The sequence below is a fragment of the Coleofasciculus sp. G2-EDA-02 genome (genome assembly GCF_040226375.1).
Taxonomy (GTDB): Bacteria; Cyanobacteriota; Cyanobacteriia; order Cyanobacteriales; family Coleofasciculaceae; genus Coleofasciculus.
Map to the genome: position 1 here is coordinate 1 of NZ_JAVKEW010000085.1, position 23368 is coordinate 23368.

The following is a 23368-nucleotide window of genomic DNA, read 5'->3' on the forward strand; positions in this document are numbered from 1 at the left end:
TTTAGCAATACAGTGATTCGTGTCAGCGATAAACCGTCTCTCCCGTCCAGACAATGCAACCAATCTACGAGTTGCACTACGGGTGCCTTTACGCTGCAAAGACTTTCTCGCTCTAACATAACGAGAAGCTTTGTGTCTCACATAAGAGCCACTGAAAAACTGAGTCTTATTGCGAGTATCTGCTGCAACAGCAATATAGCGTTGCCCAACATCTACACCCATAACTCGGTTAATATCATTTGGCATCAGCTCATGGGCTTCCACTTCCATACTCAATAGCAAGTAGTAAGTTTTGGTGGGTTTTGAGTACCAAAGTTTTGCTGCTCCAATTTTGGCTACTCCAGAGCTAATCATTTCCAAATGCTTGGAGTAGCATTGGTAATTTACCTTGATTCGACCATCCAGTGTGATCACACTTACTTTCTGGTCTTTGACAAATGAGTAGTCACGCTGATAGTTCAATGTGCAGGTACGAGAAGCGTATTTAGGTGGTTTATCTAAGCCTTTATATCGCTTCTTAGTACGACCTGCCTTAATCGCCTCCTCATTCTTTTTTAGCTTTGTCCGCAATGACTTGTATGTTGCCCCAACTTGACGAGGAACGTTGCAAGCCATTTGTGATGGAAGCTTAAATTGCTCTCGCAACCTATAATAAACTTCCTTCTGGATTTTGGTGCCCTTGTAGGTTTTGCCCAGATCAAAGGCAACAGCAGACGTGTAATTTAGGGCGTCCCTGTACGCCAAAGAAGTCACCCGGAGCTGTTCTTTTTGCTCCTGGGTGACTTCTAGTTTTAATTTGGCGGTTAGGGTTTGCAACATACTTGTTTCACGAAGTGAGTTTATAGTAGCATTGTCGTGAAACAAACACAAGTGCTTGGACAGCCCCGTACCTAAGCTGTCCCGCCATTCCTCCCCCTCCTCAAAACGAGTGGGGGGAAGAATGGCATTTTAGTTTAATTTTAGCTTTCTTTGCCGGAACGTCTGCACAAAGTAACTAAAAAGTGATCAAAATCACATATTGATGTTGCCGCAAATGCCAGACAGAGTTTAGCCAAACTTGTTAGGCTGTGGAAAACAGTAGGTATAACCAGAGGTAAAGCGTCTCCAAGCTGATGCTAATCTGTGAGGAACTAGCATCAGATGTAGTAGCTAGACCCCTTAACCCTAGAAGTAACTGGATCGCTTTGTGCAACTACCTCAAAAAAAACCATTACTGCTTTGCGAGCCTGGAATGATGAGCGGTGTGAGCAACTCGAAAACGTCAGGCAAGGATTTATCGCGAGAGCGAATAAATTCCCTGGCGGTCAATTCCGCAGGCGTTGAATGTTACTTGACGCCCATAAGCTCATCCATCCACAATCAAAACAACTGGTTCAAACCAGCTTGAACAAAAAACTCCTAAACCACCATGACTATTCTATTTAAATCCCTAAGGGAGTTTTTTGGGGTTGCCTACCGCTCAAGGATGGGTTGATGATTACTCCAGGTCGGTGGAGATGTTAAGACTGTGGGAATTGGATGAAAAAGACTCCTCATCAACCTGATCAAACGTTACATACAGACTGCCTGAAAAAGCCTGCAAGGAAAAAATATGTCTAGTCAGCACAACGGATTCACAATTCACTTTTGGGGCGTTAGAGGAAGTATTGCCTGTCCGGGTCCAGAAACAGTTCGCTATGGCGGGAATACTCCTTGTGTGGAAATGCGAGTGGGTAGGGAAAGGTTAATTTTTGATGGGGGTACGGGCTTGCGGGTGTTGGGACAGTCCATGTTGTCACAACTGCCAGTAGAGGCTCATCTGTTTTTTACCCACTCCCACTGGGATCACATTCAAGGTTTTCCGTTCTTTGTTCCCGCGTTTATCAAAAGCAATCGTTTCTGTATCTATGGAGCGATCGCACCGAATGGTTCCACGATTAAGCAACGCCTCACTGACCAAATGCTCCACCCCAATTTTCCCGTCCCTTTACAAGTCATGCAAGCTGATTTGCAGTTCTATGACTTGGAGGTTGGCGAAACCGTTGAGCTTGGAGAGATTACCGTCGAAAATACCCTGCTCAACCATCCCGGTGAAGCTGTGGGATATCGGGTGAATTGGCGGGGACATGCAGCCGCCTACATTACCGATACCGAACACCGAGGTAGTGGTTTAGATCAAAATATCTTAAAACTGATTCAGAATGCGGATGTGCTGATTTACGACGCCACCTACACGGATACCGAATATTATTCTCCGGCAACCAGCAAAGTGGGTTGGGGACATTCGACTTGGCAAGAAGGCATCAAGTTAGCCAAAGCCGCTAACGTGAAAACTTTGGTCATTTTTCACCACGATCCCTTACACAACGATGATTTCTTGGATCGAATTGGCGAAGAAGCCATTCAACACTTTCGCAATACCGTCATGGCTCGTGAAGGTTTATCCATTTCTCTGGTGGAGTCGGCTATTTCTGAGCCAGTACCCCTGCAACAAGAGGCAAAAGCTTCTGTTTAATAGCATTTCTTACCTTATCTCTCCTACCAGATAGCCGACTTCTTGAATACGACTTCGGGTATTTAATCTAACTTGAACCTAAAGAATTAGTCAAGATCTAGCCACGACTCATTGAATGTGTAAAAATGTAAAGCGTGTGGGTTACTTCTTCTCTTGCCACTGCTTTAACACCAACTGCTGTTGCCCTAGGAAACTTTGACGGCATTCACCGAGGGCATCAACAGGTTATTCAGCCTATTTTGCAGCACTCTAGCCTTTTACCTCATGAGTCTGAACCGATAAATCCCCAGGAGAGGGTTGATCGGGAAGGAGAGCATATTTATCCGACTTTGGCAACCTTTTATCCCCATCCCCGTGAATTTTTTTCCGGTCAACCGTGGAAGCTATTGACTCCAAAACCTGAAAAAGTAGACCAGTTAAAGCGCTTGGGCATTGAACAACTGGTGCTGCTGCCATTTGACCGTGAATTGGCGGCATTAAGTCCAGAAAAATTCGTGGACAAGATTTTAATTGAGCAATTGCGAGCCACCCATGTCAGCGTCGGAGAAGACTTTCGCTTCGGATATCGCCGGAGTGGAACAGCGAAGGACTTGCAGGCGATCGCAGCCACTTATGGGGTTCAGGTTAGTATTGTTACCATCCAAACCTGTCAAGGTGAACGGATCAGCAGTTCCTTAATTCGCCAATCCCTTGAGGCAGGAGATATCCTCAAAGCTAATCGCTTATTGGGTCGTCCTTACAGCATTAAGGGTCAAGTTGTCCAAGGGCAGCAACTAGGCAGAACCCTGGGATTTCCCACCGCCAATCTGGAATGGTTCCCCGACAAGTTTTTACCCCGCAACGGGGTTTACTGTGTGCGCGTCAGTAGTACCTCATTCCCTGAGCAATGGGGGGTGATGAATATTGGAGAACGTCCTACCGTCAAAGGAACCTGCTTGACAGTTGAGATTCACCTGCTAAATTGGTCTGGTGATTTATACGGACAGACCATAACAGTGAGCCTAGAGCAGTTTTTGCGACCTGAACAAACGTTTGCCTCCCTAGATGACCTCAGGAAGCAAATTCAGGCTGACTGTGCGGCGACGATAACTTTTTTTGAAACCCAGCAATAGGGAATGGGGGAGCGGTAATGAGAGAACGGATTGAGCAACTCAAAGAAAATCTGGCTCGGACAATTGTGGGTAAAGCTGATACCATTCGTTTAGTCTTGGTTGCTTTGCTCTGTGGCGGTCACGTTTTGTTAGAGGATGTGCCTGGAGTCGGTAAAACTCTGCTGGCAAAATCCTTAGCACGTTCTATTGATGGGCGATTCCAGCGGATTCAATGTACCCCTGACCTTTTACCTGCGGATATAACTGGGACAAATATCTGGAATCCGAGTAGTCGTGAATTTGAATTTCTCCCAGGTCCAGTCTTTGCCAATATTCTACTGACGGATGAAATTAACCGAGCAACCCCGCGCACACAGTCAGCCTTACTAGAGGTGATGGAAGAACGGCAAGTTACGGTGGATGGGGTATCGCGCAACGTTCCTCAACCCTTTTTTGTGATTGCCACTCAAAATCCGATTGAGTATCATGGCACGTTTCCCTTGCCAGAGGCGCAAATGGATCGGTTTACCCTATCATTATCCTTGGGTTATCCGACGCCTGAGGAAGAACTGCAAATGCTGCAACTGCATCAGGGGGGGATGGTGCTTTCGGATCTTAAACCCTGTATTTCAACCGAGGACGTTTTGGAGTTACAGCGTCTTTGTCAGCAGGTGCAAGTTGAACTGGAGTTACAGCAGTACATTCTCAACTTGGTACGGGCATCTCGTGAGGCGGAAGACGTGGTGTTAGGAGTTAGTCCACGGGGGACTTTGGCATTACAACGGGCGGCACAAGCTTTTGCATTTTTGGAGGGGCGAAATTATGCGATTCCTGATGATGTGAAGATGCTGGCACCTCATGTTCTGTCCCATCGTCTCATGGCAGCAGGGGGGCGACAGGCAAAGCCGATTGTTGAACAGTTATTGCGTTCGGTGGCAATTCCTTAAGAGGATATGGTTAGAGACGTTCCGACAGAACGTCTCTACAAAGTTAATAGATAGTCCGTAATTTTCTAAACCTATGTTTCCGATGAAATACCCTGTTCCTCAAAGTGATCCACCCAAATCGCCGAGGGAAACCTTGCCGTCGATGTATGATCTGCCTAGTGAAAATCCGGAGGAACCTGGTTTGCCTGATGAGTTCCATGATTGGCAGGCACAATTGTTGAGCCTAACGTTCTGTCCGCCCTATTATCCGGCGGCGGAGGTGTTTTGTGCCAGTGACATGAACCTTTACTATGATGTACGTCATGCTCTGTGGTACAAACGACCTGATTGGTTTGGTGTGGTGGGTGTACCCCGATTGTATGATCAAGTCGATATGCGCCTGTCTTACGTCGTTTGGCAAGAGGGTGTCAATCCGTTTGTCGTGGTGGAGTTACTGTCTCCTGGGACAGAAAAAGAAGATTTAGGGGAATTAGAAGCGGACAGGTTGCCAGATGAGCCAAGTTCGCTGGAGGGTAATGGACAAGCGATTGAGTCTCAGTCTACTCAGACTCAATCTAAGGACAAACCGCCGCGAAAATGGCAGGTTTATGAACAGATTTTACGGATTCCTTACTATATCGTTTTTAGCCGTTATACTAATCAGCTCCGCGTCTTTAAACTAGAGGGGGCGTGTTACCAAGAATTAGAGTTACCCGAATCGCGAGTATGGATGAAGGAGTTAGGGCTAGGTTTGGGATTATGGCAGGGTGAGTTCCAAGGCATTGAACGGTTGTGGTTACGTTGGTATGATGCTGAAGGAAACTGGATTCTGACTGAGGCAGAACAAGAGCGACAGCGAGCTGAGGAGGCAGAATCTAAGTTAGAATCATTGCTTCGGCGACTGCGGGAATCCGGAATTGACCCTGATACATTTTTGGAAGGTGAGCAATAACAAATGACAAATGACGAATGACAAAATACAATCTGCGATCGCAAGTCATTTTATTTGGGCTGGTACTGGTTTGGAGTATCCTCATCGGTGGCGGTATGGCAGGGGTTTTAAAGGCAGCAGAACCACCTAAACCCCCGAATTCAGAAACACTGGTGGCAATTAACACCATTGACCCCATTCCAGAGCGCTATCAGACGGGGTTAAAACTCTACCTAGAAAACTGTGGCAGTTGTCATGTTGCTTTACCGCCAGAAGTCCTACCAACCCAAACCTGGCAAACTCTGTTATTAGAACCCGAACAGCATTATGGGCAAAAGTTAGAGCAGATTCCGCGCCCGTTTATCTTTATTGTCTGGAATTATTTACGCACCTTTTCTCGTCCTTTAGGGGAAGATGAGCAAACGCCCTATCGTGTAACTGAATCACGGTATTTTAAAGCACTTCATCCCCTTGTTGATTTACCTCCGACGTTGACGGCGGCTGGGTGCATCAGTTGTCATCCAGGAGCAAGAGATTATGACTATCGGCGTTTAAGCCCAGAATGGGATGATGCACCGTAGGGACATGGATAGAAGATTGTGCTTCCGATGATCCGTCACGGCAAGCAGAAGCTTTGATTGAGCTAGTGGATGCTGAAGCTTATGTGGCTGCACTGCAAATCAACAAGTTACTCACTGCTGCTGATCCGGCGATTCGCTCTACGGCGGCTTACGCTTTGGGTTATATGGGAATACAGGAACCAGAAACAATTGGTTCTACCTTAGTAAACTTACTTAACGATCCAGAAGTAATTGTTAGATCTGAAGTGGTTGAGGCACTGGGAGGGCTTCATTATAAAAGAGCGATCGCACGTATTCAGCATACATTACGAAATGATCCTGAGCCACTGGTTCGGGCTTCAGCTGCTGAAGCATTGGGAGATATAGGGGATGAACAAGCTTTAACAGCCCTAGAAGATGCCCTAAAGGATGCTGATGAGGCTGTGCGAGCTTATGCGGCTAACTCCATCGGACTTTTAGGTACAGCGCAACTTTTACCTAAACTTGAAGTATATCTGAAATCTGAACCTTCTGTGGGAGTACAAGCCGAATTACTCGGAGCGATGTATCGGCTGGGCGCGGTAGAAGCCTTAAGTCAGCTCTTAAATTTGTTGGATAATGCTGATGAAGATTTGGCAACCTGTATTCTGAATCTTTTAACGGATTTAACGGAACGCAAAATCCCCTCAACGCTGATAGAGAACGCCTCTGAGATTCGCCAGTCATTATCCGCGATCGCACAACGTTTTCCCCTGCTGCGTTATCAAGCTGAAGAAATTGGCGAACAGTTAGCAACTGGAGTTTAGACGATAAAAAATTGACTCAAGGGATGTTAAATAGGTAACTAGCCACTCAAATTACTGCTGGTTTTACTAAAATCGGACGCCGGATGCTTGACTTCGTAAGCATTCAACTTATTATTCAGTTCTCGAATGCGGCGGGAGAGTAAGCGGATAATATTAATGGCAATTCCTGGGGTCTCATCAATGGCGTCATACAATTGCAGTTGAGTCAGCATCAGACATTCGCAAGTTTCCAGCGTCGTCACTGAGGCGGAACGCGGTTCAGCATCAAAGAGTGACATCTCGCCAAAACAAGCACCTTGCCTCAGATATGCCAAGTCGCGATCGCCAATGTGAACCCGCACAGAACCGGATACCACAATATAGAGCGATCGCCCTTCTTCCCCTTGAGTGACAATCGTATGGTCACTGGGGAATGATAACTCATCCATAACCGAAGCAACGCGCACCAGAAAATCGTCCCGCAATTCCTGAAAAATGGGGACGCCCCTGACAAAAAGTAAACGCTCAACGCTGGTTAACATGGGATTAGCGGGTAGCTGCTGAGGATTGGTGCTAAGTATAGCTGAACCAAGCTCTAGTTTACTTTATCCCACATTGACTGATAATCAAGGATTTAAGGGCACTAAACACGCTAATCCGCTTAATATCCCTGAAAATTAAGCCAATAACCCTTTAATAAACCCTTTCCTAACGACTGCTCCATCAGCTCACTAGACCAAATTCGTTACTCATCTGCTGAGCTACCGCCGCCACTAACCGATCGGAATCATGTTTAAGCATCGGTAGTAATTCGATACAAGAACGGGGCGATGCAGCTTTCAAATAAGTTAAAACTGCTTCTCGGACAAAACCTGTGGGATGACGCAGACAGACTAACGTTGCTGCCGGTGTCAAACTCACATGAGCCGCCCGCGCTAAATGGAAACAACAAGCCAGTGTCCAATCCGAGAGAAAATGACGAAAATCAATTAATTGTCGCACGCGATCGCTGGGATTCATCGGTTGATAAGAAACTAGCTCCTGCACACATTCCAGCTTTTCGGCAAAGGAACGGCGATCAAACAGAGCTAAAAAGGCTTGCTTTTGGGGAATATCTATGGTATTGTCCAGTATTTCCAGTCCCATAGCAATATTGGAGCGAGACTCCGATTCCAGATTAAAAGATGCCGCTTGAATCGCACCGACTGGATAAAGAAACTTCATCAGCAAAAAACAATTATCCAGCAGATCCTTTTGCTGATCGTTTAACGCCCGCCGCAGCAAATCTGCCTCCTGTCCACTGATCAGTTCTGGCTTCAAATCCACCAGTGCGGCGTAAATCTGACCCAAAAACAGCAGTTCTTGCTCAATTAACGTCTCAATACCACTACGTCCCAACCGATCAAGTACCGCATCGATTCCTTGCTCATTGGGAATTTTCAGTAAGCTGCGGAGGATATTACGGCGGCTGATCCCCCAACTCGTCATTAACTGTTGCACCAAATGATTGAGGGCATCGGATGTGCCAATTTCAGCCAAAGCACTCCAAGCTTGTACCCGAACTAAATCAGGTTTATGGATATCTTCTGCCAACTCCAGCAGCAACGGAATCGCTTCATCACCCAGACGCACCAACGCCATGCGAGCAGCTTCACGAGTCGATTTGTAATACAGCCCCCGTACTAGCGACGGATAGAACTCGTCCAAATGGGTTGCTGCAATCACCTCTAATAAAGCGCAACGGACGCGCAACGACTCATCTTTTAACAGATAGGGAATATAAACTCTCAAGGCTTGCAAATACTCTGCCTCTCCCAATGCTCGCGTTCCCATCACCCGTTCTCGTTCCCGTTTTGAGATCACCATTCGCCGCAGGATATCTGTCGCTTCCGCTTTCTCTTGTGAGGTTCCCCGACGCAAGATAATCGCGGCGGCTGTGGCTCGCACCATAGGATCAACTGTCCCATGGAGATACGGTTTAATCGTATTAATATCCAATTCGGGTTGAGTCAGCCAAACATAGCGCAGCGCCAACGCCAAAACTTCTGGCGGCGGTTTTTGCTCAATCAAGACTTGCACATCCTGACAATAGGTTGGGTTGGGATACTCCAACATCGTCTCTAGACTTTGACACTGGAGTGTAATTGAAAGGCGAGGCAAAAGGGGAGCCAGAACCTCACCCACATTTGCGGGGTCAATCTGGGATAACAGTTGAATGCAAGAGCGTTTATCGGCTTCAGTACCTGGTTGTTCCAGGGTTTCTATCACCGTTCGCTTGAATGCATTTAAGTCCACATCAGAAAACCCTAAGCGTCCTTGTTCAGCGCTATCAACCAGCAAGGTGACGTAACTTGATCGCATCGACCAAGCACTCAGCAACCAGATCAGGGAGAAAAATACAATGGCAAGAATAAACATACCACTCTGCCATTGCTGAATTTGAGCTTCCGGCTGTCCAGGAAATACATGATGCAACAGCCAGATCCCAGCGAGCATACTAATGCCCGTAATACCCGTGGTTATGGGTTCAGCAATCCCCTGAACCCTGGTTTGCAAGCTATTACGAATTCCTTCGGGTATCGGTTGAAACAGGAATGGTTCAATTCCGGCAATTAAGGTATAGCGCAGGAGTTCGTCAATAAACCGCAGGAAAATTAGACCGACAAAGAGTCCGGTTACAAATCCTGGGATGGTAATCACTGAACCCAATAGCTTAAGGATCACATCCAGCAAACCACTCAATGTGATTAATCCCATAATCGCTAACGATGCAGGTAGCATCATTGCGGCGACAAAAACTCCCAGACGTTCAACGGCGCGACTGGATAGGAACCACTGAGAGGTGAGTTCAAATATCCCGACAATCCCACTGAACAAACCCAAGAACCCGGCAATCTCTGAGGCTTCTAAATTTGCCTCTAATTGACCGAGATACTGGAACTCTACCAACAGATAGAGGGCTTCGCCGAGAATAAAAAAGGCAAATAACGGAACAATATAGCGTTGTAGATGTCCCGTGGTGCGGCGGACAACAAATTCCTGACCATCCTCTTCCCAGTCCCGTGTGGGTAAGTTAGGAAAGGCTTGCTGGTAGCGTTGGGTTAAATAAAACAACGTGCCAGCACCAACTATCATCATCAACGCCGCCACCACGAGAACGTTTTGAATTGTGCCGACAACGAACAGCAGCAGGGGTAAAGAAAAGCCGGAGATCACATCGGCAACTAAAAGTCCCGACGAGACAATCGGATAGGTGCGCTTAATTTCCCGGATATTGAATAATTGATTCGCGGCAACTTGAGAGTTGAGATCGTTGAGAACTTCGACTGCATCCATCCACAGTCGCAACAGAAAAACGGTACCCAAGGCGATTAAACCGTTTAAATAGCCAATGCCTAGGGTCAACCGTAAGATCAACAAGGGTATGCCCGTTAGGAAAGCGACTGTGACTAAGACACCCCTCATGGGAACCCGCTCTTGTAACCAAGAGTATAAGACTCCTAGTCCAGAAACCATCACGGAGCTGGCGATATAAATCACGGGTAACCACCTCGCACCGTACTCATCCAAGAACAGTGCTGTCGCACTATACTCGAACCAAAGCAGCCCAACTGAGGTAGCGGTGTAGAAGGCGAACATCAAAAAGGTGCGCTCGCCTTCTTCCGGGCGAAGATTAACCCATTCTAGGATTCGCCGTACCCATTCATTTTGAATGCGAGTACGAGTTTGTAGTTTCATTTGGCAGTTTTTCCTTAGTCGTTAGTCCTGAGTCATTAGTATTGAGTCCATCGTGGCTAACCCATGACTAGTGACTAATGACCAATGAACCCAATTCTTATTTTTTGGGAGAGAGTAGCATCATCATATTACGACCTTCACGTTTGGGGGCTTGCTGAACTTCGGCAACGTCCTGCAAATCCATTGCCATGCGCTTGAGCAAGTCTTCGGCTAAGTTGGCGTGCTGAATTTCTCTCCCCCGAAAGGTAATCGTGGCTTTAACTTTGTCTCCTGATTTCAGAAAGCGCTCAGCCGCGTTAACACGCACTTGGTAGTCATGATCATCAATCTTATAGCGCATCTTGACTTCTTTAACGTCCGCCGTGTGTTGCTTCTTGCGAGCTTCTCGGGCTTTCTTCTCCTGTTCAAATTTGTATTTGCCGTAGTCCACGATGCGGCACACTGGCGGATCTGCCTTATCGCTAACCAATACCAGATCCAACTCTTTTTCCTCGGCGATGCGTAAAGCCTCTTGAGGAGCAATGATTCCTAGCTGTGTGCCATCTGTATCAATCGCACGAATCTTAGGATAACGGATTCGTTCGTTGATTTGGGGTAGATCGCGTTGGCGTCTTCTATCACTCACGGGCGTCTGCTTGAATTTCTAGTTGTTAAGGGTTTGATAAAAAGCAAGCTGATTTTACTTGCCATTCTACTGAGTCTGATCCGGTTTCTGTCCATCTTTTTAACTTAACTTCCAAAATGCCGGGGGATTGGAGAGAAACCCTTCTAGGAGGTGGAATATGTGAGACGTTTGTTAGTCCTCATTTTTCCTAGGCTATGGGGCATCGGCTGTAGAGAATAATATCCAGAAACCACTACAATGAATAGGTGAGGATTTGTAAACGTTTTTGAAGTTGAGGCAGGTTGTGAACCCATCCGTATCGTGGCAGCAACGAGTCGGTAGTCAGCGAGACTGGGTTTGGCAAGGTTGGCAGACTCGTTACACCTATATTCGTCCACCGCACTCTCTCTCAAGGTTGGTTCCTCCAGTCCTGATGCTGCACGGATTTGGTACTTCAATCGGACATTGGCGTCACAACTTACCTGTACTGGGTCAACACTACCCGGTTTATGCACTGGATCTGTTGGGGTTTGGCGGTTCGCGTAAAGCTTGGGCAACATATACGATTGACTTGTGGGTCAATCAAGTTTATGAATTCTGGCAAACCTTGATACAACACCCCATGGTGTTAGTGGGTAACTCGATCGGTTCACTGGTGGCTCTGAGCGCCGCTGCAACTCACCCGGAGATGGTCAAGGGACTCATCTTGATTAATTTGCCGGATTTTTCCCTACGAGAAGAGGCGCTTCCGGGTTGGCTGCGACCTGTTGTATCCACGGTTGAGGGTATAGTCGCGTCTCCTGTGGTTCTCCAAAGTCTGTTTTATTTGCTGCGACGCCCATCAATCGTCCAGAAATGGGCAGGACTCGCCTATTACAACCCCAGCGCTATTGATGCAGAATTAGTGGAGATTCTCACGCAGCCTGCTCGCGATCGCGGGGCGGCGGCTACATTTAGTGCGTTGTTTAAAGCGATGACCTCTTCTAAATTTGGTCCTCCTATCAAAGCAGTTTTGCCGACTTTGGATATTCCTTTGCTGTTAATTTGGGGACGTCAAGACCGGATGATCCCTCCCCAGTTAGCCCAACAGTTTGCCGATCTCAACCCTAATGTGAAGTTAATTGAGTTAGATCAGGCGGGTCATTGTCCTCACGATGAATGCCCAGAACAGGTAAATCGGATTCTACTCGACTGGTTAGCTGGGATTTAGGAAGTTTTGACCTTTCACTTCGCCCATAGAGCATAGCGCGTGAGTGAACTCCTAATACTGCTCGCAGCGAACTCTAATTTAACTTTTTCTCCCAGACGCGCCATGGCGCGTCTCTACATTGCTCCCCCTGCTCCCCCTACTCCTCTGGGTTAAGATCGAAGCGGAATGAGAAAAGTCTCCCGCTTTCCTTGAACTTATGAACAGCGCTGATTTTACAGATACCTTAGATTGGACACCTGAAGCTAAAGCGAAACTCAAAAAAATACCTTATTTTGTACGTACTCAAGCTCGACAACGGATTGAGCATTTAGCTCGTGAGGCTGATTTGGGTGTGGTTACCGTAGAAATTGTCGAGCAAGCTAGGGTTGAGTTTGGTCAATAGGAAGTGACTTGTAGTCGCTAGATGTCTCAACTATTATATAAGCTTGTATTGCAGTTACTCCCATGCCATTGATAATCCTGGTTGTAGATGACAACCTAGGTACTCGTCTTTCTGTGAGCGATTACCTGGAAATGTCAGGCTATTCAGTTGTAACGGCAGAGGATGGTCAAGAGGCTCTGTCTCTGATTGATAAGTATCATCCTCACTTAATCGTGACCGATATCAATATGCCGAAATTGAATGGCTATGAACTTGTGCAACAAGTTCGGAAACGACCAGCTTTCCGCTTGTTACCTGTGGTTTTTTTAACTGAGCGCAGTAGTACTGAGGAGCGGATTAAGGGTTATCAGTTAGGATGCGATCTGTATTTGCCCAAACCCTTTGAAATGAAGGAATTGACTGCCGTAATTCGCAATTTGCTGGAACGTTCTCAGATGATGCAAGCCGAATTGCGATTCTCTTCCACTGAGATAGGACAATCACCCCCACCGACACAGATTCAGGAGGCTATGCCCAAATCCGAATCAACTCCCCGTGCGATCGCCTCCCTCACTTCCCCGCCCAATGTACTACATCTGACTCAGCGGGAACAACAGGTTCTAGAATTACTGACCACAGGGTTATCCAATAGCGAAATTGGTAGCCAGCTACACCTGAGTCCTCGGACGATTGAAAAATACGTTAGCTCTCTCCTGAGAAAAACAGAAACTAGCAACCGAGCCGAAATTGTGCGTTTTGCCCTGGAAAATCATTTAGTGGATTGACTCAAAAGCTTTTTTGTGGTAGGAAAATTTATTCTGATTTACGATGGGAATCATTGAATTCTGTCAATCAGGAGACCACATTACCCACTGACATAAGGCACAATAGTAGTAAGGGCTGGCTAGAGTTGCTAGCGATCAATTTGGAGGAATTGACACTTAGCAACTCTAAAGCTACAATACCGAATTCACACCGCTTTAGACTATGCTTCAGGACACTCGAACCATACGTTACTATCAGCAACTTACAGATGCTCTAGTTTTTATGTGGAACCGGGGATATCGCTTTGATGACCTACGGTTATATATTGATGGCTATCTTGATGCTCTTCGACATAGTAACGCTATTGAAGTTTATTTAATTCATCGCTTGGAGGAAGATGCTGTTCGTTATCTGCGCGATCCCTCAAACTTTGAAGCCGTACCCTTACCAGAACCTGAAACTGATTACTATTAAAAATAAATAAGGTACTTAGGTGTGGGCGCAAGCCTTCATCCGTGGCAACTTAAGCCACAACCCTTACCAATTCTCGTTTCCAGCAATTCAAGGTAAGCAGAGCCTCAACAGAGGTATTCCCTTTTGAGATCTGGAAACGAGAGATTCCCGGCTCGCCCTGCTTTTCAGCATAGACTGAAAAAGCCTGCTTAAGCAGGCTTTTTGGTTTATTTGGTGCTAATTATCTTGAAACGTGTAAAATGTCAAGATGCCAGTGCTACTTCGACCATTTGCTGTAATTCGCCGTTCTGATAAAGCTCGATCATCACATCTGAGCCACCAATGAACTCGCCGTTGACGTAAACTTGCGGAATCGTGGGCCAGTTGGAATATTCCTTAATGCCTTGACGCACTTCCGGATCATCAAGAACATTCACCGTTTCGTAAGAAACACCTAAGGTATTCAGGATTTGGACAACATTGTTGGAAAAACCGCATTGAGGCATCAGTTTGGTGCCTTTCATAAACACGACGATTTTGTCTTGGTTAACGAGCTGGTCAATCCGTTCTTTAACTGCTGGCGTCATAGCTTTGCTGAAATGTCTTGTGTAGTTTTATATGGGTCTAGTGTAGCGAGAGTTTATACAGCCTGACTGGTAGCTTGCCAAGATTCAGGGGTGTAGGTTTTCAGCGCTAGAGCGTGAATGGCTTCGCTTGCCATTGCTTGTTGGAGAGCGCCATAAACAAGCTGGTGCTGTTTGACCAAGCTTTTGCCTTCAAACTGGGAGGATACAACAATCGCTTGCAGATGATCACCGCCGCCCGTTAAGTCTTGCACCTGTACCTGAGCATCGGGAAGTTCTGCTTTGATCATTGCCTCAACTTGCTCTGGACTAATCATACCCACTCCATTATTCTTCAACTTTCCACTATTAATTTAACGTTCTGGAGTCACCGATGATGTAGGTTCACGATTGCCAGAGGGGGGAAAGGGAGAACCGACGAATCCCAATTCAAAAAGCTGTTGGTAGGCTTTTTTGCCCAAATCGCGGGTGGGATTCTGAGAGCGAATGATCTGAATCAGTAAGGGAACCGCCAATTCCGGTTGATTTTGGACGCGATGCACCAACGCCAATTGATAGGTGGCTTCATCCCGCATTTCTGCCGTTTGCAGCGCGTTTTGCCGATGCTCGTTGAAAATCCGGTTATCGATACCCGAGAAACTTTCAGCCAACTGCTGATAGAAATTCGATAATTGGTTAAAAACCTGACGCGCCTGCTGGAGTTTTTGAGCGGCTAAGGTATAGTCTTGAGCTTCAACAGCTTGATTCGCCTCTGCCATTAAGCGTTCTCCCCCCTGTAAACTCAGAAGACTATCCTCCTGCGTTAAAGGGCGTAGATTACTGGGATCATCTGGCTCAGGCTGCATTTGGCTGACCTCTTCTGGAAGCGCAGCCGCTTGAGTTTGAGCGTGGGCGGGTAGTAAGAGCGCCACACTCGTCGTGAAGGGAAAGGCAACAAGGCAGGTAAAGCCAAGGCTATGAATCGTTCCAGAAGAGAGCATGTAAAAAATAGGGAAGGTATTTTAGAGACAAAAACAGAAACCTTCGGGTATCTTACCATCGCCAGATGCGGCAAGGGGAGTCCCATTTCAATCGCCAGACTTGGGGGCAAAGAAATTGCCGTTCCTAGTGAGATTGGCGGCAAGCCCACATTATAGCTGTAGGCTTTGGCAGTAGGTTCCGTGACAGTTAACCATCAGCGATCGCGATGACTGGAATACAAGGCAGTCCCCCCGTCTCAACCAGCTAGACTTAAAAAATACCCTGAAGGTTTCTTAAGCATTTTGGAGACTAGGTTGACGCTCCCATCGCTTTTAGCGAGGGATTCTCAGTTCAATGAGCGAACTTACCCAAACTAAGTCTCCTTACTTTGAGCAGAGGTTCTTCTCTCCCTGAGCGTTAATTTCTGTCCGCCCGACAGTATTTGTAGCGCCCGATCTAGGATGTTCCTGGCTGCATTCTCATCTCTATCGATAATTGTTCCACAGCCACAAATGTGAGTCCTAACCGATAGCGACTTCTTGACTCTTTGTCCGCAACTTGAACAATCTTGGGAAGTATAGTTAGGAGCAACAGCTATCACTTGCTTCCCAAAAAGTTTGCCAAAATACTCAATCCACTCTCTGAATTGAGTCCAGCCAACATCAGATATCGACTTCGCTAAACAGTGGTTCTTAACCATATTCTTTACACTTAAATCCTCATAGGCTATCAAGTCGTTAGATTGACAAACGCACCGTGCTAACTTTATAGCATGGTCTTTACGCTGCCTTGAAATCTTTAAGTGAATGCAACCCAGCTTAACGCGATTCTTGTGATATCTCTTTGACTGCAACTGACCTCTCTTATGTTTTCTAGAGAGTCTTTTCTGTAGACGTTTTAAGGCTTTCTCGCTTTTCCTCAGATACCGTGGATTCTCTACTTGATTACCCTCAGAATCTGTGTAGAAATGATTGAGTCCTACGTCTAATCCAACCTGCTTGCCTGTAAACTCAACAGACTCTTTACGCTCAATGTCAATGCAGAACTGAGCATAGTAACCGTCAGCTCTACGCACCAAACGTATTCTTTTGATTTGAGCGCAAGTGTAGTAGCTTAAGTCTCTTGAGCCTGCAAGCTTAAGTTTACCGATTCCAGTTCCATCAGTAATGGTTAAGGTTTTCTTGTCGCTGGAAATCCGCCATCCACTCGTTTTGTATTCGACAGAGCGGCTGAATTTATTGAACTTCGGATACCCTTTTCTTCCCGGAACCTTCTTCTTGCAGTTCTCAAAGAATCGACCAATGCTAGCCCAGGCTCTCTCAGCCATAGACTGTCGAGCCATCGAGTTCAACTTAGCAACAAATGGATAATCAGGATTATCAGCTAAGACCTTGCAATATTTGTTCAGAGAAAACCGATTAACTTTCTCCTCTCTAGGTGCATCCATCCAGTACCTTAAGCACTTGTTGCGGATGAACTGCCCTGTGCGTATCGCTTCGTCTATTGGTGAAAACTGATGCTTATGTGATTTAATTTTGAACTCATAGACTAGCATTTATTGACTCTTAAACACTGCTAGACTAATCATAGTTACTTAACTGTACAAATGTCAACTCCGCAAAAGACTATCTACAACAGCACTCGCAGAGCAGTATACAATCTTACTGTACACATGGTATTTGTGACAAAATATCGGCGCAAGGTACTCTCTGAACCTATGATGCGTAGATTGGGTGATGTTTTTGGCTCAGTCGCTGAAAAATGGGATTCCAGCCTCATTGAATTCAATGGAGAATCTGACCACGTTCACTTGCTGCTTAGCTATCCTCCTCACAAGCTGTTGAGCAATCTCATAGCTAATTTAAAAGCCACAGCATCTAAGACACTGTGGCGAGAATTTGAACCAGAACTGGCTAAAATTTATAGGAAACGTGTTTTATGGACAGGTTCTTATTTTGTCGCTAGCTGTGGTGGAGTTACTATTGAGCAACTTAAAATTTACGTTCAAAACCAAGATTGTCCGGATTCATCCCATCGCTTTTAGCGATGGGATGAATCCGGACGCTAAGATAAAAAAGATTCATATAACTGATCTTGTATGATTGACGGTAGTCCATTCTAAACTATGATCCCGCATTCTGATTCTGTGCCAGACGATTCTCCTCAAACAACTCCGGTTCCCTCTGAAAGCCTGGGTCTAGTCCTGCAACGGGGCGGTGAAGAACTGGCATTACTCAAGGTGCGCGATCGCTTCACCCTTTGCCCCCAGAACCAAATCCCCGTAGAGCAACTCGAGCAAGTCTTCAGTGTCCAATATCAGCGCCAAATTCCTCACACCCAACTTGCTGAATTTACGGTTGACGTCGAACAACGGGATGAGGCGATGCAAGCCGCACGCGATCGCGAAGATGTTGTTTTTGCTAGTCATGTCTACCAGCTCAAGGACAATCCGGCTACCTTAATTTACCTAGGCGATCAACTCACTATTCAATTTCACCCAGACACCGATGAAGCAACAATCTCAGCCCTTCAAACTGAATTTGGCTTAAAATCTGTGCGATCGCTCGTCGGTATTCCCAACACCTTCGTCTTTCAACTCACCCCCAATTCCCCAGAGAATCCGCTAAAAATAGCCAATCGACTCATTAGACTCCCCGAAGTTTTAACCGCAGAACCCGATATCATAGTCCCCAAACAGCCGAGCTACCATCCCCAAGACCCCTTATACCCTCAACAGTGGTATCTAAACCACAGTGGCGGTTCAACCTTAGCCCCAGGTTCTCATATCGACGTAGAAAAAGCCTGGGATATTACCCGGGGAAATCGCTCCATTGTCGTTGCCATAGCTGATGATGCCATTGATGTCAACCATCCCGATTTTCAGGGCACCGGAAAAATTGTCGCGCCCAAAGACTTTAAAGACAAAGACTTCATTCCTCTACCCAGTGGTTCTGATGAAAGTCATGGTACCGCTTGTGCTGGAATTGCGGTTGCTGAAGAAAATGGTCAGGGTATTGTCGGTGTAGCACCCGGATGTGCGCTGATGCCCATTCGCACCAGTGGGTTTCTGGATGACACTAGCATTGAAGAATTATTCAACTGGGCAATTGAAAATGACGCCAGCGTTATTTCTTGTAGCTGGGGTGCCGCAACGGTTTACTTCCCCCTTTCCTTACGGCAACGGGCTGCCCTAACCCGTGCGGCGACTGAGGGACGAGGCGGGAAAGGCTGTGTAATCGTCTTTGCTGCTGGAAATGCTAATCGCCCAATCAATGGCACCATCTTTGAGCGCGGCTGGACGAGTGAATTACTGCGTGGACCGACAAACTGGCTCAGTGGTTTCGCCGTACATCCAGATGTGATTGCGGTTTCGGCTTGCACCAGCTTGAGCAAAAAAGCGGCATACAGTAACTGGGGAACCAATGTCTCCGTTTGCGCCCCCAGCAACAATGCTCCGCCAGGAATGTGGTTTGAAAAAACAGGTTTTATTGGCACGGCACCCCAAGTGAATGCCCCAACCCCAGGTAATGGTGTCTTTACCACCGACTTACTCGGAGCAGCCGGGTATGAAATCGGTGACTTTGTCGGCAGTTTTGGTGGCACATCGAGCGCCTGTCCAGTTGTCGCGGGTGTTGCGGCACTGATTCTCTCAGCTAATCCTGATCTGACGGCTAAACAAGTCAAACGTATCCTGCAAGATACAGCCGACAAAATTGTAGACCGTGATGCTGACCCCCAGCTTGGGATGCGATTGGGGACTTATGATACGAATGGGTACTCTCAATGGTTTGGCTATGGTAAGGTCAATGCTTTTAAAGCGGTACAAGCGGCTCAACAGCAACGAGTTCAAACCGCTAAGGTTGCCCAAATCCTCAAACGACGCAATGATCAAAACTTAGCTATTCCTGATGATAATCCCCGTGGTGTGACTAGCACGATTCAAATCACAGAATCTGCCCCAGTGCAAAACATTCAGGTGACGGTGGACATTGAACATGAGTTTTTGGGAGATTTAGAAGTGCAGTTGAAATCACCCAATGGTCAGACAGCGCTGCTACAAAGTCGTACATTGGGTATTAATACTCAACTCCAATACACCTATTCTATAGACAATACTCCAGCGCTCAAGTCGTTGCTGAATCAGGATAGTGTTGGGAGTTGGCAGTTAAGAGTCATCGATTATGTGCCGATGGATACAGGGAGACTTAAAAGCTGGGAATTAGTTATAGGAATCTAGTTGGCACTCCCCGCCCATAGCTAGGCTATGAACGAGGATACCTTCTTCTGTGACTCGCCGTTAGACGACAGGATTGCTCCAATAGCTTGCGTAGGGCAAATCTCCCCAAGGGAGGGTGGGGTAGCTTTTGCTACATTATTTCAGGTATTTATGTTTTCAAAATATAATGAGTAATATTTTATTTCGGCATCAAATTATCCCAAATAATTTGATAGATTGAGAGAATAATTGAGGCGTTTAAATTTAATTGCTTAAAATAATAATTGGTGACGAACAGTTGTTTAAAGTATGAGTAAAGACAACCGTGAAACTCTGTGAATATTCCATGAATACAAAACATTACAAGCCATCAGAAAGCATACTCCCCCATGGGTATTTCTCTGAAAGCTTTATAGAATAAGCCTTTAATAGATTTAGTTGCCCGGGGATATCTATAGTCATAGAATTAATGATTTAGGAACCCAAGCAACCTTAAATTAGTCTAATAATGCTAAGGTAAGAATGAAATGCCTTAATTTCCGTGCCTGTTGAGGTTGAAGAAAAATTCACCTATGTCACAGCCTACTATGAATGCGTGTTCCCAAATTCAATGCCCTTTTTTCGATGCTAAGTCTTCTGAGGGCGGATGCATACGATACAGTCATCCTACTCAATGTCATTTAACCTCGATGTTTGAATTTGACTCAGATGGTAAGTGGTTATTTACTTCCGCCGAAAGTGAATTCCAGGACATCCAAACTCTCAATAATCGTTTTATCAACAAAGACAAAGCTAGTCGAAAACAACTCCAGCAGTTAAGGAATAAGTCACCGAGAAGTTTAGAGTTACCAATTCCTCAGGCAATACCTCATCCCCGAACAGAAACACAGTTACAACTGGAAGGGTAAGTTATTTTTGAGCATTCATTAGTTGATGGTTGGTTAGAGCTGTTTTGGTCTCTCAACAGCTTGACTTTAGTCTTGCTTTGGGTGAAAAAATGAGTTTTTATTCTCAGGTTATTCTCACGTCAGTTATGGGAGAGCGACGTCTTCCTCTATACACTTAAAGCAGGAACACAAAAAACGGTGCTCCTGCTTTCCCTACTAAGATAGTTAGCAGACTTATTGACGGATTAGGCGCGTAAGTTAGCGCCGGAGAAATTTGGACGCAATTAGTACAGTTCTTCTTCTTGGTGAGTGATGATGGTGCAGTCAGATTTAGGATAAGCTACACAGGTCAAAATATATCCAGCTTCAATCTGATCGTCATCTAAGAAAGACTGGTCAGACTGATCGATTTCACCACTGACGAGTTTACCTGCACAGGTAGAACAGGCGCCAGCACGGCAGGAATAGGGTAAATCAATACCCTGCTCCTCCGCCACGTCGAGAATGTACTCGTCATCGGGTACTTCTATGGTACTATTCAAGCCTTCAGTTTCGTTCTTTAAGGTGACCTTGTAACTTGCCATTTGTGTTCCTCTCTGTTAGTTTGAAACAGCAGAATCAATTGTGCTGTAGTATACTGACCCAACTAGCATAAGCCGATGGGCGAACTTTTTCTGCTTCACTACTGATACTACGAAAAAAAGTTAAAAAGATTAAACGGGATTAGGAATGAAAGTGTTAATTGAATATTAAATTAGTTATTCTTATAGGTAAACTGACCGATTAATTTCCCGATATGTGCTGCTGATAGCCCCAGTCAATAGCCGTGTTGACAAAGGTTTACCAGGTTTCCTATGGAAGCTATGGACGGATTCAATCCTTGATTAATCAGTATTAGTTATATTTATAATTAAGTTCGATGATTTGTACTTAGACATGAACGACCCCGCCTACTGTAAGGACTTTGCTGGCGAATGTTACTGGCATAGCGCCAAAGGCAATAAAATCCTTAGCGGCTCTAACGTAGTTCGGTCATCCTAGGGCAGAATGTTAAATTCGCCAGCAGTATCCTGTGAGAGCGGGGAAGGTAGAAGCCCACAGGGAATCAGAGATTCCCCTGTGGGAGGATGTCACTCCACCCAGTTCTTGGCACGTTCAACGGCTTTTTGCCAACAGATAAAATTATCCTGGGCGGCTTTTTTGCCATCTCCCGGCTCAAAAGTCCGTTCGATGGGGGTTTGGGCAACTAGCGTATGGTAATCATCCCAGAAACCAACGGTTAACCCTGCACCAAATGCAGCACCTTGCGCCGTAGCATCGAGAACGGCGGGACGTTCCAGGGGAATGTTGAGGACATCGGCTTGAAACTGCATTAAGAAGTCATTCTGAGACGCACCACCGTCTACTTTCAGGAGTTTGATCGGGGTGTCGCCGTCTTTGTTCATCGCATCGACGACTTCTCTGACTTGATAGGCGATGGATTCCAATACCGCCCTTACCATGTGTTCCCGCTTAACACCGCCTGTAATGCCAAGGAATGCACCTCTGGCACTCATATCCCAGTGGGGGGCACCCAAACCACTGAGAGCGGGAACAAAATAGATTCCATTTGTATCTTCGACTTGACGCGCTAGGGGTTCCGTTTCGGCTGCAGAATTAATCAGTTGTAGACCATCTCGCAGCCACTGAATACAAGCCCCTGTGGTAAACATCGCACCTTCTAGGGCATAAGCGACATCTGCGCCACTGCCATTTGCCGCGTTTGTCCAGGCGACGGTGGAGAGAAGTCGGTTGCCCGATCGCGTCAGTTCTGTGCCAGTATGGGAAATCAAGAAGCAGCCTGTACCATAAGTACATTTGAGCATACCTGGGCGATCGCAACCGTGGGCAAATAAGGCGGCTTGTTGGTCGCCAAAAATCGCCATAATCGGAATTTGTCCCCCTAACAAACTCGGTTCAGTCTTACCAAAGAGTCCCATACTGGGCTGAATTTGGGGCAAAATCTGAGGGGGAATGCCAAATAAATCTAGGAGAGTGTGATCCCAATCCTGATTGGCGAGATTCATCAGCATGGTGCGGCTGGCATTACTGTGATCGGTAGCGTGGACTTTTCCCCCGGTGAGATTCCAGAGAATCCAGGTATCGATGGTTCCAGCTAATACGTTATCGAAATTCGTATCCGGTTTTTCTTGGCGCACCCAGTTGAGGAGCCATTCTAACTTTGTTGCCGAGAAATAGGCATCCAGAACTAATCCGGTGCGTTCTTGAATATCTACATCATGACCTTGTTGGCTTAACTCCCGACATCGGTTAGCTGTGCGCCGATCCTGCCAGACGATCGCATTATACAACGGTTCACCGGTGGTTTTATCCCAGAGTAAACAAGTTTCGCGCTGTACGGTTAAACCAATCGCCGCAATCTCTGAGGCTGACACCCCCTTATCCTTTAAAACTTTCTCTATACAGGCGCGAGTATCCCGCCAAATTTCTTGGGGGTCATGTTCTAACCAACCGGGTTTGGGGTAGTGTTGGCTAAATTCCTGATAAACTTGTCCCGCGATCGCACCCTGTTTGTCAAATAGAATCGCTCGGTTCCCCGTGGTACCGAGGTCAAGGGCGAGGACGTATTTAGCGTTAGTAGTCATCACAATTTTAAAAGCTTACAGCTAAACCCCTAATAGGGTTGAGTACAGATTTACCAGGTTATGCGATCGCTCGGCTACTCTCTGTAGTCTTTCTTTGCGTTAACAGCGGAAATCACAGATCAATTCAAGTCCTTGGATCGATTGACAAAATTTACAAT

22 protein-coding genes and 1 pseudogene are annotated in these 23368 nt (G+C 46.2%); 13 read left to right on the forward strand and 10 right to left on the reverse strand.

Annotated elements, in window-relative coordinates:
• A pseudogene (locus tag RLO19_RS08945) lies at positions 1-819 on the reverse strand (RNA-guided endonuclease InsQ/TnpB family protein); the annotation flags it as partial.
• A 772-nt stretch (positions 820-1591) separates the two neighbouring features.
• Here RLO19_RS08945 and RLO19_RS08950 point away from each other — a divergent pair.
• The 6 genes from RLO19_RS08950 to RLO19_RS08975 all read left to right on the forward strand — a co-directional run bounded on the left by RLO19_RS08950 (position 1592) and on the right by RLO19_RS08975 (position 6808).
• On the forward strand, positions 1592-2494 hold the full coding sequence (locus RLO19_RS08950) for an MBL fold metallo-hydrolase (RefSeq protein WP_446337230.1): 903 nt from the start codon (positions 1592-1594) through the stop codon (positions 2492-2494).
• 134 nt (positions 2495-2628) lie between these two features.
• The gene (locus RLO19_RS08955) at positions 2629-3606 is read left to right on the forward strand and encodes a bifunctional riboflavin kinase/FAD synthetase (protein WP_446355672.1); all 978 of its coding nucleotides are present in this window, start codon (positions 2629-2631) and stop codon (positions 3604-3606) included.
• A gap of 17 nt (positions 3607-3623) precedes the next feature.
• Positions 3624-4532: an AAA family ATPase gene (locus RLO19_RS08960; RefSeq protein ID WP_446355674.1), complete on the forward strand. Its 909-nt coding sequence runs from the start codon at positions 3624-3626 to the stop codon at positions 4530-4532.
• Positions 4533-4605: 73 nt separating this feature from the next.
• Positions 4606-5463 (forward strand): Uma2 family endonuclease, encoded by an 858-nt coding sequence (locus RLO19_RS08965; protein ID WP_446355676.1) that lies wholly within the window; start codon positions 4606-4608, stop codon positions 5461-5463.
• Positions 5464-5480: 17 nt separating this feature from the next.
• Positions 5481-6023 (forward strand): cytochrome C, encoded by a 543-nt coding sequence (locus RLO19_RS08970; RefSeq protein WP_446355678.1) that lies wholly within the window; start codon positions 5481-5483, stop codon positions 6021-6023.
• A gap of 53 nt (positions 6024-6076) precedes the next feature.
• Positions 6077-6808, forward strand: a complete 732-nt coding sequence (locus RLO19_RS08975) for a HEAT repeat domain-containing protein (RefSeq protein WP_446355679.1) — start codon at positions 6077-6079, stop codon at positions 6806-6808.
• A 38-nt stretch (positions 6809-6846) separates the two neighbouring features.
• Here the strand turns inward: RLO19_RS08975 and RLO19_RS08980 are convergent, their stop codons facing one another.
• The 3 genes from RLO19_RS08980 to infC form a co-directional block, all read right to left on the reverse strand.
• The gene (locus tag RLO19_RS08980; RefSeq protein ID WP_446337237.1) at positions 6847-7329 is read right to left on the reverse strand and encodes a Crp/Fnr family transcriptional regulator; all 483 of its coding nucleotides are present in this window, start codon (positions 7327-7329) and stop codon (positions 6847-6849) included.
• Positions 7330-7510: 181 nt separating this feature from the next.
• A complete protein-coding gene (locus tag RLO19_RS08985) occupies positions 7511-10525 on the reverse strand; it encodes a HEAT repeat domain-containing protein (RefSeq protein WP_446355680.1) in 3015 nt (1004 codons plus the stop codon).
• 97 nt (positions 10526-10622) lie between these two features.
• The gene (gene infC / locus RLO19_RS08990; RefSeq protein ID WP_446355682.1) at positions 10623-11150 is read right to left on the reverse strand and encodes a translation initiation factor IF-3; all 528 of its coding nucleotides are present in this window, start codon (positions 11148-11150) and stop codon (positions 10623-10625) included.
• Positions 11151-11433: 283 nt separating this feature from the next.
• On the opposite strand from infC, the gene RLO19_RS08995 reads away from it, so the two are divergent.
• The 4 genes from RLO19_RS08995 (at position 11434) to RLO19_RS09010 (ending at position 13939) form a co-directional block, all read left to right on the forward strand.
• Positions 11434-12339 carry an alpha/beta fold hydrolase gene (locus RLO19_RS08995; RefSeq protein ID WP_446355684.1) on the forward strand — a complete coding sequence of 302 codons (906 nt, stop codon included), beginning with the start codon at positions 11434-11436 and terminating at the stop codon, positions 12337-12339.
• A gap of 196 nt (positions 12340-12535) precedes the next feature.
• On the forward strand, positions 12536-12721 hold the full coding sequence (locus RLO19_RS09000; RefSeq protein ID WP_446337241.1) for a PCP reductase family protein: 186 nt from the start codon (positions 12536-12538) through the stop codon (positions 12719-12721).
• A 62-nt stretch (positions 12722-12783) separates the two neighbouring features.
• Positions 12784-13485 (forward strand): response regulator transcription factor, encoded by a 702-nt coding sequence (locus RLO19_RS09005; protein ID WP_446355686.1) that lies wholly within the window; start codon positions 12784-12786, stop codon positions 13483-13485.
• 202 nt (positions 13486-13687) lie between these two features.
• Positions 13688-13939 carry a DUF6761 family protein gene (locus tag RLO19_RS09010; RefSeq protein WP_446337243.1) on the forward strand — a complete coding sequence of 84 codons (252 nt, stop codon included), beginning with the start codon at positions 13688-13690 and terminating at the stop codon, positions 13937-13939.
• A gap of 242 nt (positions 13940-14181) precedes the next feature.
• Here the strand turns inward: RLO19_RS09010 and grxD are convergent, their stop codons facing one another.
• From grxD to RLO19_RS09030, 4 genes are all read right to left on the reverse strand, one after another.
• Entirely contained in the window at positions 14182-14505 is a 324-nt protein-coding gene (gene grxD / locus RLO19_RS09015; RefSeq protein ID WP_446355688.1) for a Grx4 family monothiol glutaredoxin, read from the reverse strand.
• A 53-nt stretch (positions 14506-14558) separates the two neighbouring features.
• Positions 14559-14819, reverse strand: a complete 261-nt coding sequence (locus RLO19_RS09020; protein ID WP_446337256.1) for a BolA family protein — start codon at positions 14817-14819, stop codon at positions 14559-14561.
• A 36-nt stretch (positions 14820-14855) separates the two neighbouring features.
• Entirely contained in the window at positions 14856-15482 is a 627-nt protein-coding gene (locus tag RLO19_RS09025; RefSeq protein ID WP_446355690.1) for a hypothetical protein, read from the reverse strand.
• A 353-nt stretch (positions 15483-15835) separates the two neighbouring features.
• A complete protein-coding gene (locus tag RLO19_RS09030; RefSeq protein ID WP_446355692.1) occupies positions 15836-17017 on the reverse strand; it encodes an RNA-guided endonuclease InsQ/TnpB family protein in 1182 nt (393 codons plus the stop codon).
• A gap of 51 nt (positions 17018-17068) precedes the next feature.
• On the opposite strand from RLO19_RS09030, the gene tnpA reads away from it, so the two are divergent.
• From tnpA to RLO19_RS09045, 3 genes are all read left to right on the forward strand, one after another.
• Complete coding sequence (tnpA, locus tag RLO19_RS09035) at positions 17069-17506, forward strand: IS200/IS605 family transposase (protein WP_446355694.1); 438 nt, start codon at positions 17069-17071, stop codon at positions 17504-17506.
• Between the two features lie 81 nt (positions 17507-17587).
• Positions 17588-19699, forward strand: coding sequence for a S8 family serine peptidase (locus tag RLO19_RS09040; protein ID WP_446355696.1), 2112 nt, complete (start codon positions 17588-17590; stop codon positions 19697-19699).
• A 668-nt stretch (positions 19700-20367) separates the two neighbouring features.
• Entirely contained in the window at positions 20368-20586 is a 219-nt protein-coding gene (locus RLO19_RS09045; RefSeq protein WP_446355697.1) for a hypothetical protein, read from the forward strand.
• A 263-nt stretch (positions 20587-20849) separates the two neighbouring features.
• Here the strand turns inward: RLO19_RS09045 and RLO19_RS09050 are convergent, their stop codons facing one another.
• Both RLO19_RS09050 and glpK read right to left on the reverse strand, forming a co-directional pair.
• Positions 20850-21149 (reverse strand): ferredoxin, encoded by a 300-nt coding sequence (locus RLO19_RS09050; RefSeq protein WP_446355699.1) that lies wholly within the window; start codon positions 21147-21149, stop codon positions 20850-20852.
• Positions 21150-21695: 546 nt separating this feature from the next.
• Positions 21696-23210 carry a glycerol kinase GlpK gene (gene glpK, locus RLO19_RS09055; protein WP_446355737.1) on the reverse strand — a complete coding sequence of 505 codons (1515 nt, stop codon included), beginning with the start codon at positions 23208-23210 and terminating at the stop codon, positions 21696-21698.
• Between the last annotated feature and the right edge of the window lie 158 nt (positions 23211-23368).